Here is a 16,597-nt window from a genome sequence, read left to right as displayed (position 1 = left end):
CCGCGAGCGCCCAACCAACGGTTGCGATGTTCTGTTCGAATTCGGGAGCCTGATGCAATGAAGACCGCTTGCCTGCCTTTGATCGGCGCGCTTGCCCTCGCCCTCGCAGCCTGTGGCGAGCGGCCGACAGCACCGCCGACCGATGCCGCCGCCCCTGCTCCTGCGTCCACGGCGCTGGCGCACGGTCACGACAAGTTCCTCGGCGGCGCCTACAGCCCGCCGCAGGCCAAGGGCTTCACCGACTACTGGAACAAAGTGACCCCGGAGAACGGCGGCAAGTGGGGCGAGGTCGAGGCCGAGCGCGACGTGATGGTCTGGGACGAACTCGACGCGGCCTGGCAGGTTGCCAAGGCCCATGGCTTGCCGTTCCAGATGCATGTGATGGTCTGGGGCAACCAGCAACCCGAATGGATCAAGACCCTGCCGCCCGACGAGCAGCGCGCCGAGATCGAGCAGTGGTTCGCGGCCGTGGCTGCGCGCTACCCGGGCATCGACTTCGTCGAGGTCGTGAACGAGCCGCTGCACGACCCGCCGTCCAAGGACGACGAGGGCGGCGGCCACTACATCCAGGCGCTGGGCGGCGACGGTGAGAGTGGCTGGGACTGGATCCTCGAATCGTTCCGACTTGCGCGCCGGCACTTCCCCGACTCCAAGCTGATGATCAACGAGTACAGCGTGACCAATGATCCCGAGACCACCCGGCGCTATCTCGAGATCGTGCGGCTGCTGCAGGCCGAGGAGCTGGTCGATGCGATCGGCGTGCAAGGCCATGCGTTCTCGACGACGACCGACACCGCGGTCGACGTGCACCGCCGCAACCTCGATGCGCTCGGCGCGACCGGGCTGCCGGTCTATGTCACCGAACTCGACATCGACGGGCCCGACGATGCGACCCAGTTGCGCGACATGCAGCGCATCTTCCCGATGTTCTGGGAGCACCCTGCAATCAAGGGGGTGACCATGTGGGGGGTCCGACGCGGCCTGTGGCGCGACGAGCAAGGCGCCTACCTGATTCGCGAGGACGGCAGCGAGCGACCGGCGCTGACGTGGCTGCGCCGCTACCTGCGGGGCGAGGCGCAGTGATGGCGTCATTGGCGTTCACCACGCACACCGCCGGCGCCCGGATCAAACGGCGATTGGCTGCAGCCGCGCTGCCGCTGATCGCCGCCGCATGCCCGGCCCTGGCTGTCGTCCCGACCGGAAACGCGTCCGACTGCGCGCGGCCCGCGGCAGTCTGCGAGACCGCCGTCCCCGGCGCCTTGCCGCTGATCGTCGATGGCCGGCCGCTGCCGGTGCTGATCGACACGGCCGACGATCCGGGCGTCCTGCGCGCGGCGGGCGATCTGCGCGACGACCTGGCCGCGGTCGCCGGCGCCGAGGCGCGCCAGGCTCCGACGCCACTGGCGATCATCGCCGGCACCCTCGGCCACAGCCCGCGCATCGACCGCATCGTGCGCGAGCGCGGCCTCGACGTCTCCGGCGTCGCCGGCAGCTGGGAAGGCCACCTGCTGCAGGTCGTCGACGCCCCGGAACCGGGTATCGACCGGGCGCTGGTGATCGCGGGCGCCGACAGGCGCGGCACGATCTTCGGCCTCTACGAACTCTCGCGCCGCATCGGCGTGTCGCCGTGGACCTGGTGGGCCGACGTGCCGGCCCCTCGCCACGCCGCGCTGCACGTCGCGCCCGGCCGCTTCGTCGATGCGCCCGTGGTGCGCTACCGCGGCATCTTCATCAACGACGAGGACCCCGCGCTCGGCGGCTGGATGCAGGCGACCTACGGCGGCCCGAACCATCGCTTCTACGAGCGGGTATTCACGCTGATCCTGCGCCACAAGGGCAACTTCCTGTGGCCGGCGATGTGGGGCCGCGCGTTCTATGACGACGATCCGCGCAATGCCGCACTCGCCGACGAGATGGGCGTGGTCGTGGGCACCAGCCACCACGAGCCGATGATGCGCGCGCACGTCGAATGGTCGCGCCATGGCGCCGGGCCCTGGGACTACGCCAAGAACGCCGATCGGCTGCGCGATTTCTGGCGCACCGGCATCGCGCGCATGGGCGACCACGAGAGCGTCGTGACCCTGGGCATGCGCGGCGACGGCGACGAGCCGATGGCTGAGGGCACGGCGATCCCATTGCTGGAGGGCATCGTCGCCGACCAGCGGCGAATCCTCGCCGACGTCACCGGCCGGCCGCCGCAGGACACGCCACAGGTCTGGGCGCTGTACAAGGAGGTGCAGGACTACTTCGATGCCGGCATGCAGGTGCCCGACGATGTCACGCTGCTGTTCGCCGACGACAACTGGGGCAACCTGCGCCGGCTGCCAGCGCCCGGCGACCGCCGCGCCGGTGGTTACGGCGTCTACTACCACTTCGACTACGTCGGCGGTCCGCGCAACTACAAGTGGCTCAACACCACCCAGATCGAGCGCGTCTGGGAGCAGATGCGCCTGGCCTATGCGCATGGCGTCGATCGGCTGTGGGTGGTCAACGTCGGCGACATCAAGCCGATGGAGCTGCCGATCGGCTTCTTCCTCGACCAGGCCTGGAATCCCGACGCGATGACCCGCGACGCGTTGGCGGCCTACCCCGCCGCCTGGGCCGCGCAGCAGTTCGGTGCCGCCGATGCCGCGGAGATCGGCGAGATCCTGACCCGCTACACCCAGTACAACGCGCGCCGCAAGCCCGAGTTGGTGTCCGCCGACACCTGGAGCCTGTTGCATTTCGGCGAAGCCGACCGCGTGCTGGCCGAATGGGATGCCCTGGTCGAGAAGACCGAGCGCGTCGGCGCCGCGCTGCCCGCCGCGCAGCGCGACGCCTGGTACCAGTTGGTCGCCTACCCGGTGCTGGCGAGTGCCAACCTCAACCGGTTCCATATCGCAGTCGCGCGCAACCGGCTGTATGCCGACCAGGGCCGCGCGTCGACGAACGCCTGGGCGGACGAAGCCCAGCGCCTGTTCGCGCGCGATGCCGAACTGGCGCGCATCTACGAGCAGGACATCGCCGGCGGCAAATGGGTGCACATGATGTCGCAGCCGCGCATCGGCTACACCCATTGGCAGATGCCCGACCGCAACGTGCTGCCGGCGCTGGCGCGCATCGACGTGCGCGAGCGCGGCACGATGGGCGTCGCGGTCGAGGGCGATCCGCGCGGCTGGCCGGTGCCGGCCGAGATCGCACGGCTGCCGGTGCTCGACCCGCAGGCCGCGCGCGCCCCGGAGGTCGTCGTATTCAACCGCGGCGCGGCGCCGTTCCGCTACACCGCCACCTCATCGGCGGCCTGGCTGCAGGTGACGCCAGCCGCTGCCGAGGTCACCGACGCCCAGCCGCTGCGCATCGAGATCGACTGGCAGGCGGTGCCTGTGGGCACCGAGGTCGCCTACATCGACCTGTTGGGCAGCGACCGCACCGAAGTGCGCGTGGCGGTGCCGGTGACCCGGCCGGCCTCGACCGGGCCGATGACAGGCTTCGTCGAGAGTGGCGGGGTCATCGCGATCGAGGCTGGCGACTACGCGCGCGCCGTGGCGCCCGACGGCCTGGCCTGGGAGACCATTCCGCACCTGGGCCGCACCCGCGCGGGCGTGACCACGGTGCCGATCACCGCCGCATCCAGCGAGCCCGGACCCGATGGCGCCTGGCTGGAGTATCCGGTGCATCTGCAGACCGCCGGCGAGGTGGAGGTCCGCGTCGTGCTGTCGCCCACACTCGACTACGCGCATCGCGGCGGCCAGCGCCTCGCGGTGTCGTTCGACACCGCCGCGCCGCAGGTGCTGACCCTGCGCCTGGACCCGACGCCCGGCCATCCGGACTTCCCGGCCTGGCAACGCGCGGTCGCCGACAGCGTGCACGTCGCCACCTCGCGCCACCGCGTCGAGGCCGGTGCGCAGACGCTGCGTCTGTGGCGCATCGATCCGGCCGTGGTCGTGCAGCGCATCGAGATCGTCCGCGACGGCGGACCCGCGACCCTGCTCGGACCGCCGGCGAGTGCGCCGCGTTGAGCGCCTTCAAGAACGCACACGTGGAAGACTGACGCAGTCCTCAAGCCCCCGATCGCCCGCCGACGCGCGGTTGCACCGCCTCGAAGAAGACCCTCCATGACCGCCCACGCCCCACTCACCCTTCATCCCGATCGCCTGTTCTCGCCCGAACCGAGCCAGCGTGCGATCGCGCGTCGGCTGTACGCACAGATCGCCGGGCTGCCGATCGTCAGCCCGCACGGCCACACCGATCCGGCGTGGTTTGCGACCGATGCGCCGTTCGACAATGCGACCGAACTGCTGCTGGTGCCCGACCACTACGTGTTCCGGATGCTCCACAGCCAGGGCGTGGACCTGGACGCACTCGGCATTCCACGTGCCGATGGCTCGCGCGCAGCGGTCGAGCCGCGCGCGGCCTGGCGCCTGCTCGCCGAGCGCTTCCACCTGTTCCGCGGCACGCCGTCCTCGCTGTGGCTCGACCATGTCTTCTTCGAGGTCTTCGGCCTGCGCGTGCGGCTATCCAGGGCGACCGCCGATCTCTACTACGACACCATCACCGACGCGCTGGCGACGCCGGCATTTCGGCCGCGCGCGCTGTTCGAGCGCTTCGGCATCGAGGTCATCGCGACCACCGAGTCGCCGCTCGACCCGCTCGACCATCACGCCACGATCCGCGCCAGTGGCTGGTCCGGCCGCGTGATCACCGCCTATCGCCCGGACGCGGTGATCGATCCGGAGCACGAACAGTTCCCCGAGGCGCTCACGCGCTTCGGGGAACTGACCGGCGAGGACGTGCACGATTGGGCCGGTTACCTGCGCGCCCACCGCACGCGCCGGGCGTTCTTCGCCCAGATGGGGGCGACCTCGACCGACCACGGCCACCCGACCTGCGCGACCGCCGACCTGCCGCTGGACGAGGCGCGCCGACTGTTCGAGACCGTCGTACGCGGCGATGCCACGCCGGTACAGGCCGAACTGTTCCGCGCGCAGATGCTGACCGAGATGGCGCGCATGAGCCTGGACGACGGCCTGGTCATGCAGATCCATCCGGGGTGCTTCCGTAGCCACAACCGCGCCTTGTTCGAGCGCTACGGCCGCGACAAGGGCGCCGACATTCCCTTGCGCACCGAATACGTGCGCGCGCTCAAGCCGCTGCTCGACGTCGCCGGCAACGCGCCCGACTTCCGGCTGATCCTGTTCACGCTCGACGAGAGCACCTATGCACGCGAGCTCGCACCGCTGGCCGGACACTGGCCGTGCCTGTCGCTCGGGCCGGCGTGGTGGTTCCACGATGCCCCGGAGGGGATGTGGCGCTTCCGCGAACAGACGCTCAGCAGCGCAGGCTTCTACAACACCGTCGGCTTCAACGACGACACCCGCGCATTTCTGTCGATCCCGGCACGCCACGATGTCGCCCGACGCGTGGACTGCGCGTTCCTGGCCAAACTGGTCGCCGAGCACCGCCTGGACGAAGACGCAGCGGCCGAGGTCGCGGTCGATCTCGCCTATCGCCTGCCCAAACAGGCGTATCGGCTGTGACGCGCCGCGCCACGTCCGCCCACCCTGCCGGAGATCGCATGCCCGCACCCACGCTCAGCCGCTTGCTCCTGACGACCGCGCTGCTCGCGTTGTCCGCTGCCGCCCATGCCGCGCCGCCATCCGCCGCCCTGGATGCGGCCGCCGCGCCGCGGCAGGCGCAGCCACCGAGCACGCTCAAAAGCGCCTACGCCAGTGCGTTCCGGATCGGCACCGCGGTCAACGATGACATCGTCGCCGGCCGCGACGCGCGCTCGCAGGCACTGGTCCCGCGGCACTTCGATGCGATCACCGCCGAGAACGTCATGAAGGCCGAAGTGCTGCATCCCGCGCCCGACACCTGGGAGTTCGACGCCGCCGACGCCTTCGTCGACTTCGGCCAGCGCCACGGCCAGTTCATCGTCGGCCACACCCTGGTCTGGCACAACCAGACGCCCGACTGGTTCTTCCAGGACGCCGCCGGCGCCCCGCTCGCGCCCGACGCGATGGCATCGCGCCTGCGCGACTACGTCGCCACCGTCGCCGGCCGCTATGTGGGACGCGTGCACGCCTGGGATGTCGTCAACGAGATCGTCGGCGAGGACGGTGCGTATCGCGACACTGTCTGGACACGTGCGCTTGGCGACGGCGACACCGTCGTGCGCGACGCCTTCGCTGCCGCCGCGCGCGCAGCCCCCGACGCCGAGCTCTACTACAACGACTTCAACACCTGGCGCCCGGCCAAGCGCGCCGGCATCGTGCGCCTGGTGACGATGCTGCAAGACGCCGGCATCCGCATCGACGGCGTCGGCATGCAGGCGCACTGGGGGCTGCACTACCCGTCGCTGGAGGACATCGAAGCCTCGATCGACGCCTACGCCGCGCTCGGGGTCAAGGTCATGATCACTGAGCTCGACATCGACGTGCTGCCGCTCACGCGCGAGGGCCAGGTGATCGGCACTGGGCTGGCGCACCCCCAGTTCCAGCTCGAGGAGTTCGAGCGCTACCTCGACCCCTACCCCGACGGCCTGCCTGCCGATGTCGAGCGTCAGCTCGCGCAACGCTACGCCGAACTGTTCGCGCTGTTCTATCGCAAGCGCGACGTCATCGACCGCGTCACCGTCTGGGGCGTGCACGACGGCATGTCGTGGAAGAACGATTACCCCGTCCCCAACCGCACCAACTATCCGCTGTTGTTCGACCGCGATCGCCAGCCGAAACCCGCACTGGACGCGGTGCTGGCGGTGCCGGAGACGACGACGCGCTAGCATCGGGCGCCCAGCCCTTGCAACGTCGGCCATGGATCGCACGACCACCTTCACGCTCGACGAGCGCGACCACCGGCGCGGTGCGCGCGTCCAACTGCTGCGCGCGATGCGCGACCGGCGCACGCGCCTGCGCCTGACGCTGTTGTGGCTAGTCGGAACGCTCGTGGTGAGCGGGCTTGCGCTGATCCTTGGCATTCCGTGGTCCGAGCTCGCCGGCGACCTGCCGTGGATCGCGCTCGTCGCAGCGGCAACGATCGTGGTGTTCGCGTTCGGCCTGCCACTGCTGCTCACCCCGCTGATCGTGCGCCAGCGCTTCCGGCGCGAGGCGCTGGTGCGCGAGCCGGTCGTCGCGCACTGGGACGAGGCCGCCTATCGGGCGCGCCAGGGCGGTGTGGAGAGCCGGGTGGCGTGGGGCACCTATGTGGCCTGGCAGGAAAGCCCGGACCTGTTCGTGCTGTTTCTCACCGACCACAATTTTCAGTTGATTCCCAAGCGGGCACTCGACGCGGCCCAGGTCGAAGACCTGCGCATGCGGCTGGCGGCGCGCTAGACGGCGCCTGTCGCCTTCGGACGTGCCTGCTGCGTCGGGCGCGACCCAGGCCAGTCCGCGGCGCGCCGGCCCCTACACTGCCCGGCCCCCGATCCCGACACCCACCATGCCTGATCCCGTCCGTCTCGCCCATCGCGTCGCCGAGCTGTTCACGCTGTCCCGCAACGAGGCCGAGCAGGTCATCCGCAACGGCTGGGTGTCGGTGGACGGCGTCGTGGTCGAGGCGCCGCAACATCGCGTCACCGTCGAGCAGGTCGCGCTCGACCCGGCGGCCCGCGTGGAAGCGGTGGAGCCTGCCACACTGCTGCTGCACAAGCCGGCCGGCATCGATGCGATCGATGGACCACGACCGGCCGTCGCGCTGGCGACGCCCGACGCGCGCTGGGCCGACGACCCGAGCGGTGTACGCCTGCTGCAGCGCCATTTCCATCGTCTGACGCCCTTGGTGCCGCTCGACACCGAGGCCAGCGGGCTGATGGTGCTGACCCAGGATGGCCGCGTCTGGCGCCGGCTGACCGAGGATGCCGACCAGATCGAGCACGAGTACATCGTCGAGGTCGCCGGCACGCTGGGGCCTTACGGCCTGGGCCAGCTCGCGCACGGCATCCAGATCGACGGTCGCACACTGCCTGCGTGCAAGGTCAGCTGGCAGAACGAGACCCGGCTGCGCTTTGCGATCAAGGGCGCGCGCGACGGCCAGCTGCGCGCGATGTGCGCGCAGGTCGGCCTGGACGTGGTGTCGATTCGCCGCCTGCGTATCGGTCGCATCGCGCTGGGCAAAGGCCCGGACGGCGCGATGCCGCCCGGCGCCTGGCGCTACCTGCCGGTCGGCGAGAAGTTCTGAGGCTGCGGCCTAATCCTCCGCGTCCGCCGCCTCACGGCCCTGCTGGCGGATCAGCGCCTCCTGCCGTGCGTCCTCGATCGCATCGCGCACGCCGTCGACATCCACCACACCGGCTTCTGGGGTGAAGCGGCCGGTCAGCACGGTATCGGGGGCCAACGCACCGGCCTCGAACAGTGCCCACATCTCCTCGCCGTACCAGGTGTCGAGCAGTTCCGGCGCCGAGCGCCCCAGGTACGCGGTGAGGTTGTTGACGTCGCGCAGCAGCATCGTGCGCGCGGCGTTGTTGCCCGCCGCGCTGACCACCTGCGGGAAATCGATCACCACCGGACCGTGCGCGTCGACCAGCACGTTGTACGGCGACAGATCGCCATGGATCAGGCCACAGCACAGCATCCGCACCACCTCGCGCACCAGCGCGCGGTGATAGTCGCGGGCCTGGTCGGCGTCGAGCGCGACCTCACCCAGCCTGGGCGCCGAGAAGCCGTCGGCATCGGTCACCAGTTCCATCACCAGCACGCCGTGCACATAACCGAACGGCTCGGGCACGCGCACGCCGGCGGCGCGCAGTTGGTACAGCGCGTCGACCTCGGTGTTCTTCCAGGCGGTTTCCTGCTGCTTGCGCCCGTACTTGCTGGCCTTGCCGATCGCGCGCGCCTCGCGGCTACCGCGCACCTTGCGGCCTTCCTGGTACTGCACGCGCTGCTGGAAACTGCGCTGCGCCATGTCCTTGTAGACCTTCGCGCAACGCACTTCGTCGCCGCTGCGCACGACGTACACCGCCGCTTCCTTGCCGCTCTTGAGCGGACGCACGACGGCGTCGATCACGCCGTCGTCGATCAGTGCCTGCAGGCCTTGGGGGGTCTTCACACGGATCCTGTGGGGTGGTCGGCACGGCGGGGGCCGGCCACGAGCGGGGAAGCTTCGCATGTCCGTTCCAGGGCCGCCATCGCCTGCCGGCGCGCAGCAAGCTGCGGGCAGGCCTGGCTTCCTCCTGCATGCGCACGGCCATCTGCGCCGCGCGCGCATCGGCGATTCGCCACTGCGCGCCGGACGTTGCATCCTGTGCGCCCCCCCGAACCGGAGACCGCACGCCCATGCGATGGCCCGCGCTGCTGCTCGCCCTGCCCCTGCTCGCCGCCTGCGCGGCGCCGACGCCGTCCACCGATGTCGACGCCGATGCCGATGCCGCGTCGACACTCGGCCGCCTGACCCGCTGGCACGCCGGTTTCGACGCGGTCGTCGCGCCGGATGCGCGCATCGAACGCCTCGCCGACGGATTCACCTGGTCCGAGGGCCCGGCGTGGATCGCCGACGGCGGCTACTTGCTGTTCACCGATGTGCCCGAGAACCGCATGCACCGCTGGTCCGAGGCCGACGGGGTCTCGGTGTTCCTCGAGCCGTCCGGCTACGACGGCCCCGACACCGGCGAACTGCGCGAGGCCGGCGCCAACGGCTTGCTCGCCGAACCCGCCGGCAGCGTGCTGCTGGCCGATTCGGGCAATCGGCTGGTCGCGCGCCTCGATCTGGCGACCCGGCACAAGACCCCGCTTGCCGAGCGCTTCGACGGCAAGCGCCTGAACAGCCCGAACGACATCGCCCGGCGCAGCGACGGCAGCGTGTTCTTCACCGACCCGCCGTACGGTCTGGTGGGCATGAACGACTCGCCGGCCAAGGAACTCGATGTCAACGGCGTCTACCGCATCGCGCCCGACGGCGGCCTGCATCTGCTCGACGCCACCGTCCCCTTCCCCAACGGCATTGCGCTGTCGCCCGACGAACGCACGCTCTATGTCGCCAGCTCCGACCCCGAGGCGCCGCTCTGGTACGCCTACGCGCTGGCCGAGGACGGCACAGTGTCCGGGCGCCGCGTGTTCGCCGACGCCAGCGACCTGATGACCGACGACGCGCCCGGGTTGCCCGATGGCATGGCCGTCGCGAGCGATGGCACCGTCTTCGCGACCGGCCCCGGCGGCGTGCTGGTGTTCGCGCCCGACGGCACGCGACTGGGCCGCATCGAGACCGGCGGCGCGATCTCCAACTGCGCCTTCGGCGACGACGGCCGCACGCTGTACATGACGTCCGACGACATCCTCGCGCGCGTACGCGTGCAAACGACCGGGCTGGGGTTCACGCGCTAGGCATGCGGCGCTGCGGGCGTTTCCACACAAGCCCGCCCCCACCCAACCCTCCCCCGCAGGCGGGGGAGGGCTTCTCCACGCGAGGGCGGGCTCTTCGCATCGTGCTCCCTCCCCCGGATGGGGGGGAGGGCTGGGGTGGGGGCGGACGCGCGCCGGGGATCACACTGCAAGACACCGTGACTTGAACACGCAGGCGCAGCGAACGCTGATGCCAAGATCGAGGACGATACGCGCCTGTCCCAACAAGCGCCTCAGCCCAGCCGTTCCGAGCCCACGACGTGCAGACCTGGTGAGGCGTCGACCGCGGCGTTCAACAGCGCAGCGGCGATCCGCGGCGCCGGGTTGATGCGCCAGCGTGGCGGCAGCAGCGGACCGAGTGCGCCGAGCACGACGCCGGCAACCCGCTCGCCCAAACGTAACTCGTCGCGCGCCCCACCGATCAGCCCAGGCCGCACGAAGGTCAGCGAGTCGAAACCGACTGCGGCGAGGTCGCGTTCCAGTTCGCCCTTGACCCGGTTGTAGAACACCCGCGATGCCGCGTCCGCACCCAGCGCCGAATTCAGTGCGAATGCACGCGCACCGTGCGCCTGCACGCGGCGTGCGATGTCGAGCGGATAGTCATGATCCACGCGGCGGAACGCAGCCTGTGAACCGGCCGCACGGATCGTGGTGCCGAGCGTGCAGATCACCGCATCGACATGCCACCAGGGCGCATCGTCGGGCAGGCGATCGAAGTCCACCTGCGGCGACTGCAGTTTCCGGTGCCCGGGCACGTTACGCCGCACCGGCGCGATTACCGCCGCCACGCGCGGATCAGCCAAGGCTTGCGTCAGCACGTGGCGACCCACCAGGCCCGTCGCACCGACCAGCAACAAACGCAGGCCCGCGCTCATGGCGCCTGCGCCCGCTGCCGCGCCGCGTCGGTCTCGCGCACCGGCGGTTGGCCGAACATCCGCGCGTACTCCCGCGTGAACTGCGGCACGCTCGCATAGCCCACGCCGTACGCGGCAATGCCTGCGGGAATGCCATCGACCAGCATCCGGCGTCGCGCTTCGATCAGCCGCAGCCGCTTCTGGAACTGCAACGGCGTGAGCGAGGTCGCCGCGCGAAAATGCGCATGGAACGCCGACACGCTCATATCGGACATCGCCGCCAGTTGCTCTACCGGCAACGGCCGGTTGTAGCCGGCGCGCAGGGCCGCGACCGCACGCGCCACCCGCTGTGCGCTGCCGCTGGGCCACGCCAGCCGCCGGATCGCCGGCCCATGCCGCCCGGCCAGCAACCAGTAATGCATCTCGCGCACATGCTGGGCCTGCAGCACCGGCAGCGCCGACGGCCGTGCGAGCAGCCGCATCAACTGCAGCGCCGCCTCGGCGAGCTCGGCGTCGGTCGGCTCCACGCCGATCGGCGCGGCAACCAGGTCCGGTGCGGCGTCCATGTCGGCGACCAGATCGGCCACGATCGCCGGATCGATCTCCATCACCAGCGAGCAGTACGGCGCCGCGGCGCTGGCCTGCACGATCCGGCTCTGGGTCGGCAGATCGGCCGCGATCACCAGCGTGTCGCCGGCGGCGAACGCGAACGTGCGCGTCCCCATCGTGACCTCCTTGGCGCCCTGCAGCACCAGGCAGGCCAGCGGACGCTGCATGTCGTGGGCCAGCCCGCTCGGCGCGAGCGCGTGCACCGCCGCCAAGCCGGGGATCGGGGTCGCGGCGATGCCGCCGCCCGGCGCATGGGTGTGCGCGTGGTGGCGAACCAGATCGAGCAATGCGGTCATGGCACAAGCCTACGCCTCTCGGGCCCGGGACGGACCGCCGACTGGAGGATCAGGCAAGCATCGCCGAGCTTCCGGCAACCTCTGTGATCGAGGCGGCGCGATAGTGGCACCCCTGCCACGCATCACAGGATTCCCCATGACCCGCATCACCCTGATCACCGGCGCCAGCCGCGGCCTCGGCCGCAACACCGCCCTCGCCGTCGCCCGTGCCGGTGGCGACGTCGTGCTGACCTATCGCAGCGGCGAAGCCGAGGCCCAGGCCGTCGTCGCCGAAATCGAGGCGCTCGGCCGCAAGGCCCGCGCCTTCCCGCTCGACGTCGGCGACGCCGCCAGCTTCCCGGCCTTCGCGGACGTCCTGCGCGCGGCCCTGCGCGAGACCTGGCAGCGCGAGACCGTCGACCACCTGGTCAACAATGCCGGCCATGGCGACACCGCGCCGTTCGGCGAGACCACTCAGGCGCAGTTCGACCGCCTCGTCGACGTGCACTTCAAGGGCGCGTTCTTTCTGACCCAGACGCTGCTGCCGCTGATCGCCGACGGCGGCCGGATCGTCAATCTGTCCAGCGGCCTGACCCGCTTCGCCTTTCCCGGCTACGCCGCCTACGCGGCGGCCAAGGGCGCGGTCGAAGTGCTGAGCCGCTACCTGGCCAAGGAACTGGGCCCACGCGGTATCGCCGTCAACACCGTGGCGCCCGGCGCCATCGAGACCGATTTCGGCGGCGGCCTCGTGCGCGACAACCCGCAGGTCAACGAGCAGCTCGCCGGCATCACCGCGCTCGGCCGCGTCGGCGTGCCCGACGACATCGGCCCGATGATCGCCAGCCTGCTCGGCGACGCCAACCGCTGGGTCACCGGCCAGCGCATCGAGGTCTCGGGCGGTCAGGCGCTCTGACCTCGGACGGGGGGCACCGAGCGTGCTCCCCGTCATCGCGCCGCCGCACCGCACGCATGGCAAGCTGCGCATCGCCGGGTGCCATCAGCACCGCGAGGACACGCAATGCGCGTCTGCTCTTGGCTTGCTCCCCTGCTCGCGCTGGCGCTACTCCTGCCCCGTGCCGCATCGGCCGACAATGCCGACGCCCAGGCACTCCGCGCGCAACTGGACACCAACCGGCAGCGCTACGGCATCGCCGACCAGGCCGTGCTGGTGGCGCGCAACGGCCAGGTGCTGTTCCGCGGCGCGGATGGCGAGGCCGACATCACCCCCCACGCCCCGGTCACCGAGGCCACCGAGTTTCCCGTCTACTCGCTGGCCAAGCTGTTCGCCAGCACGCTGGCAATGCAGCGTATCGAGCGGGGCGCACTGGACCTGGACGGCCCGATCGGCGCGACCCTGCCCGGCCTGCCGGCGCACTGGCAGCGCATCCGCCTGCGCGACCTTCTGGACCACACCTCCGGCCTGCCCGAGTATTTCGAGGCACCGCAGGACGGCACCCCGGCTGCGCTTCCGGCGGATGCACGCGCCGTCTTCGCCGCCCTCGCGCAGACCCCGCTCCAGTTCGCGCCGGGCACCCGGACGCGCTACACGCAGACCAACTACCTCGTCCTGGCGGCGCTGCTCGCCGCAGACGGCGGCAAGCCCTACCCGCAACTTGTCGAAGACCGCATCCTGCGCCCACTGCGACTGCGCCACACCTGGCTCGGGCCGCCAGGTCGGCCACGATGGCGGCCCCCGGGTCCGGGTGCGCGTGCTATTCGCGGGCAGCCTTGACGGCGACGTCGACACGGTCGTCTACCTGACCAACGGCAGCGCACGCAACGTCTGGTCGCGCACGCTGCTGGACAGCATCCTGGCCGCGATGGCCCCCAAACGCTTCCCGGCCGAAGCCCTGGCCGAGACGTTACGCAGCCTCGCTCTCGACACGGGTCAAGACAACGACCTGCGCGCACGCGCGCGCGATCCGCGCAGCCAGCCCGCTCGACGACATCGCGTTCGAGCGCACCGTCAATGCCACCGGCTATGCCGTCCGCGAGAACTTCGGTGCCGACCCCGCACTGCGCGTGTTCGCACTGAGCGCCGACCTGTTCCCGATGTCGGCCAATGCCTGGGACAGCCTCGCCGAGGCGTACGCGGCCAAGGGCGACGACGCGCACGCCAACGCGCTGTATGAGAAGGCGCGTCGGCTGGCGCGCGAGGCGACACGGGGCGGGGCGAGCAGTGACGCCAGGTGGTAGGGCCTCCGAACATCCCGAAGAACACCCGGTATCTCGACCCTGCTACAACACCGCCCGCACCAGCGCCATCCCCGCGAACAATCCACCGATCGACAGCACGACCGACGCCAGCACATAGGCGACCGCCAGACCCAACTGCCCGCGCTCATAAAGCAGCGCTGCCTCCAGCGAGAACGCCGAGAACGTCGTGAAACCGCCCAGCACGCCGGTCATCAGGAACAACCGCAGCGACGGCGACAGGCCACTGCGCGCAGCGAACCACCCCACGACCACCCCCATCAGCAGCGAGCCGACGACGTTGATGCACAGCGTGCCGTAGGGGAACGTCGTGCCGGCGCGCAGCGCCAGCAGGTTGACGCCGTGACGCAATGCCGCGCCGAGGCCGCCGCCAAGGAACACCAGCAGGAACGGGATCATTGCGCCTCTCCTGGACCACCGACTGACGGCAACAGTCTGCTGTGAGTGGGTGCCTGCCGCGCGTCGATCAACGGCCATGCGAGAAAGACATCGCTGCCGCGCCCCGGTGCTGGGCGACATCCTGCGTGCCCGCCATGCGCGACCGCGATCGTTCGCACGACCGCCAGTCCGAGTCCCGACCCGCCGCCTGCGCGCGATCGCGATGGATCGCCACGCCGGAATGCGTCAAACACGTGCTGCCGCAGCGCCTCCGGCACCCCGGGGCCGGTATCCACGACGCCGACGCAGGTCTCGCCGCCAACGACGCGGGCATACAGCAGCAGCGGGCCGGGCGTCGCATGCTTGAGTGCGTTGTCCAGCAGCGCAGTGAGCGCCTGACGGATGCGTGCCGCGTCGCAGGTCACCCGCGGCGGCACGCTGGTCTCGACGCGCAACTCGAAGCCGGCCACGGCGAGGCGGTCGGAAAACGACTCGGCGACGCCCTGCAACTCCAAGGCGAGATCGACCGCCACCAGCTCGATCTCGAAGTGCCCACTGTCCTGCAGGCTCAGCACACGCAGATCCTCGACCAGCCGCGACAGACTCTCGGCCTGCTTGAGCAGGCCCGCGAATACGGCCGGCTCGGGCGCGAACACCCCATCGACCAGGCCTTGCAGGCGTCCGCGCAGGATCGTGACCGGCGTGCGCAGTTCGTGCGCGACCGCGGCATTCCAGAACGTCTGCTCCTGCACGGCGGCCTGTAACCGCTCGGCCAGCGCATTGACGTCCTGCGCCAGCTGCGCCGTCTCCCCGGTCGCGTGTGCACCGAGCGCGACCCGGGCGTGGAGGTTGCCCCGCGCAATATCGCGCAGGCCGTGGGCCGCTGCGTTCAAGGGGTTGAGAATGCGCCGCGAGAGCCGGATCGCGACCCAGACCGAAATGACCACGGCCGCGACCACGGTCATCACGATCCAGGCCAGCTCGGCACCGGACGGGAGCCAGCTCTGCGAGAGCATCGTCGGCGCATAGGCCGACGCCCAAGCGTAGAAGGCATAGGACCCGGCAATGGACAGCACCATCAACCCGAGCGACATCACCGCCAGCGATACCGCGATCTGGGACCGCAGCCCCGAAGCGCGTGTCATGCGGACCGGCCGGCGCGATAGCCGACGCCGCGTACGCTCTCCGGCACGCCGCCCAGGCCCGCGTCCTCGAGCTTGCGCCGCAGCTTGCTGACATGACTGTCCACGGTCCGTTCCAGCGTATCGCCTTCCGGCAGGCACGCAGCCAGCAGTTCGGCGCGGCTGCAGACCCGTTCGGGCGTCCGCACCAGATGCGCGAGCAGCCTGAACTCGGTCAGGGTGAGATCGATGGCACGCGGGCCATCGTCGAGGTGCAACGTGACCGCATGGCGATCCGCATCGATCTCGATCGGACCCCACCGCAACGTCGGCGCGCCGTCCGCCATCGGCACCCGAGTCCGCCGCAGCACCGCCTCCACCCGCGCGACCACCTCGGCCGGATTGAACGGCTTGACCACGTAGTCGTCCGCACCGATCCGAAGCCCGGTAAGCTTGTCCACGTCCTGGTCCATCGCGGTGAGCATGATCACCGGCGTCGTGCCCCGGTGGCGGATCTCCCGGAGCACCTGCCAGCCATCGATCACCGGCATCTGCACATCGAGCAGCACGAGGTCGGGCCGGTGGGTCCGATGCTTGGCCAGCGCATCGGCGCCGTCGACGGCGCGCACGCTGCGCAGGCCGCTCCGCCGCAGATAGGCGGCCAGGATCTCGCCGATGTCCGGCTCGTCCTCGGCGATCAGCACGAGGGATTCGGCCAGGGTGCACGAATCGCGGGAGGGCATCGGGTTTCCAGGGACTGAACGGAGCGCGGCCTCCATCTTATCTCCACACAGTTCGCACTCAATCCCGACGCCCGCCGACTAGACTTCGCAATC

General features: G+C 70.5%; 16 protein-coding genes. 10 read left to right on the top strand and 6 right to left on the bottom strand.

Features of this window, described 5'->3' with window-relative positions:
* The first annotated feature begins 57 nt into the window (after positions 1–57).
* From ABE487_RS00815 to ABE487_RS00790, 6 genes are all read left to right on the top strand, one after another.
* Positions 58–1,083, top strand: a complete 1,026-nt coding sequence (locus tag ABE487_RS00815; protein ID WP_346450933.1) for an endo-1,4-beta-xylanase — start codon at positions 58–60, stop codon at positions 1,081–1,083.
* A complete protein-coding gene (locus tag ABE487_RS00810) occupies positions 1,083–3,998 on the top strand; it encodes a glycosyl hydrolase 115 family protein (protein ID WP_346450931.1) in 2,916 nt (971 codons plus the stop codon). Before ABE487_RS00815 ends, ABE487_RS00810 begins: the two co-directional genes overlap by 1 nt.
* Positions 3,999–4,094: 96 nt before the next feature.
* Entirely contained in the window at positions 4,095–5,516 is a 1,422-nt protein-coding gene (gene uxaC, locus ABE487_RS00805) for a glucuronate isomerase (RefSeq protein WP_346450929.1), read from the top strand.
* Positions 5,517–5,554: 38 nt separating this feature from the next.
* Positions 5,555–6,760, top strand: coding sequence for an endo-1,4-beta-xylanase (locus ABE487_RS00800; RefSeq protein WP_346450927.1), 1,206 nt, complete (start codon positions 5,555–5,557; stop codon positions 6,758–6,760).
* Between the two features lie 31 nt (positions 6,761–6,791).
* Complete coding sequence (locus ABE487_RS00795) at positions 6,792–7,310, top strand: YcxB family protein (protein ID WP_346450925.1); 519 nt, start codon at positions 6,792–6,794, stop codon at positions 7,308–7,310.
* A gap of 106 nt (positions 7,311–7,416) precedes the next feature.
* Positions 7,417–8,154: an rRNA pseudouridine synthase gene (locus tag ABE487_RS00790; protein WP_346450923.1), complete on the top strand. Its 738-nt coding sequence runs from the start codon at positions 7,417–7,419 to the stop codon at positions 8,152–8,154.
* Between the two features lie 9 nt (positions 8,155–8,163).
* On the opposite strand, the gene ABE487_RS00785 is transcribed toward ABE487_RS00790, so the two are convergent.
* Positions 8,164–9,021: a PA4780 family RIO1-like protein kinase gene (locus ABE487_RS00785; RefSeq protein ID WP_346443783.1), complete on the bottom strand. Its 858-nt coding sequence runs from the start codon at positions 9,019–9,021 to the stop codon at positions 8,164–8,166.
* 227 nt (positions 9,022–9,248) lie between these two features.
* Between ABE487_RS00785 and ABE487_RS00780 the strand changes: the two genes are divergently transcribed.
* Positions 9,249–10,292 carry an SMP-30/gluconolactonase/LRE family protein gene (locus ABE487_RS00780; RefSeq protein ID WP_346450921.1) on the top strand — a complete coding sequence of 348 codons (1,044 nt, stop codon included), beginning with the start codon at positions 9,249–9,251 and terminating at the stop codon, positions 10,290–10,292.
* A gap of 251 nt (positions 10,293–10,543) precedes the next feature.
* Here the strand turns inward: ABE487_RS00780 and ABE487_RS00775 are convergent, their stop codons facing one another.
* Both ABE487_RS00775 and ABE487_RS00770 read right to left on the bottom strand, forming a co-directional pair.
* On the bottom strand, positions 10,544–11,185 hold the full coding sequence (locus ABE487_RS00775; protein WP_346450920.1) for an NAD-dependent dehydratase: 642 nt from the start codon (positions 11,183–11,185) through the stop codon (positions 10,544–10,546).
* Positions 11,182–12,069 carry an AraC family transcriptional regulator gene (locus ABE487_RS00770; RefSeq protein WP_346450918.1) on the bottom strand — a complete coding sequence of 296 codons (888 nt, stop codon included), beginning with the start codon at positions 12,067–12,069 and terminating at the stop codon, positions 11,182–11,184. The genes ABE487_RS00775 and ABE487_RS00770 overlap by 4 nt, the downstream gene beginning before the upstream one ends.
* A 136-nt stretch (positions 12,070–12,205) precedes the next feature.
* Here ABE487_RS00770 and ABE487_RS00765 point away from each other — a divergent pair, with 136 nt between their 5' ends.
* From ABE487_RS00765 to ABE487_RS00755, 3 genes are all read left to right on the top strand, one after another.
* Complete coding sequence (locus ABE487_RS00765) at positions 12,206–12,961, top strand: SDR family oxidoreductase (protein ID WP_346450916.1); 756 nt, start codon at positions 12,206–12,208, stop codon at positions 12,959–12,961.
* Between the two features lie 105 nt (positions 12,962–13,066).
* Positions 13,067–13,780, top strand: a complete 714-nt coding sequence (locus ABE487_RS00760; protein ID WP_346450914.1) for a serine hydrolase domain-containing protein — start codon at positions 13,067–13,069, stop codon at positions 13,778–13,780.
* Between the two features lie 290 nt (positions 13,781–14,070).
* Positions 14,071–14,244 carry a hypothetical protein gene (locus ABE487_RS00755; RefSeq protein ID WP_346450913.1) on the top strand — a complete coding sequence of 58 codons (174 nt, stop codon included), beginning with the start codon at positions 14,071–14,073 and terminating at the stop codon, positions 14,242–14,244.
* A gap of 42 nt (positions 14,245–14,286) precedes the next feature.
* Here ABE487_RS00755 and crcB read toward each other — a convergent pair whose 3' ends face one another.
* From crcB to ABE487_RS00740, 3 genes are read right to left on the bottom strand one after another with little or no spacing between them, the layout of a single operon-like run.
* On the bottom strand, positions 14,287–14,661 hold the full coding sequence (gene crcB, locus ABE487_RS00750; protein ID WP_346450911.1) for a fluoride efflux transporter CrcB: 375 nt from the start codon (positions 14,659–14,661) through the stop codon (positions 14,287–14,289).
* The gene (locus tag ABE487_RS00745; protein WP_346450910.1) at positions 14,658–15,785 is read right to left on the bottom strand and encodes an ATP-binding protein; all 1,128 of its coding nucleotides are present in this window, start codon (positions 15,783–15,785) and stop codon (positions 14,658–14,660) included. The genes crcB and ABE487_RS00745 overlap by 4 nt, the downstream gene beginning before the upstream one ends.
* Positions 15,782–16,504 carry a response regulator gene (locus ABE487_RS00740; RefSeq protein ID WP_346443830.1) on the bottom strand — a complete coding sequence of 241 codons (723 nt, stop codon included), beginning with the start codon at positions 16,502–16,504 and terminating at the stop codon, positions 15,782–15,784. The genes ABE487_RS00745 and ABE487_RS00740 overlap by 4 nt, the downstream gene beginning before the upstream one ends.
* Positions 16,505–16,597 lie beyond the last annotated feature (93 nt).

Origin of the sequence: Luteimonas sp. TWI596, from assembly GCF_039674105.1 — a bacterium.
Lineage (GTDB): Bacteria > Pseudomonadota > Gammaproteobacteria > Xanthomonadales > Xanthomonadaceae > Luteimonas.
This window is presented reverse-complemented; position numbering and strand designations above follow the sequence as displayed.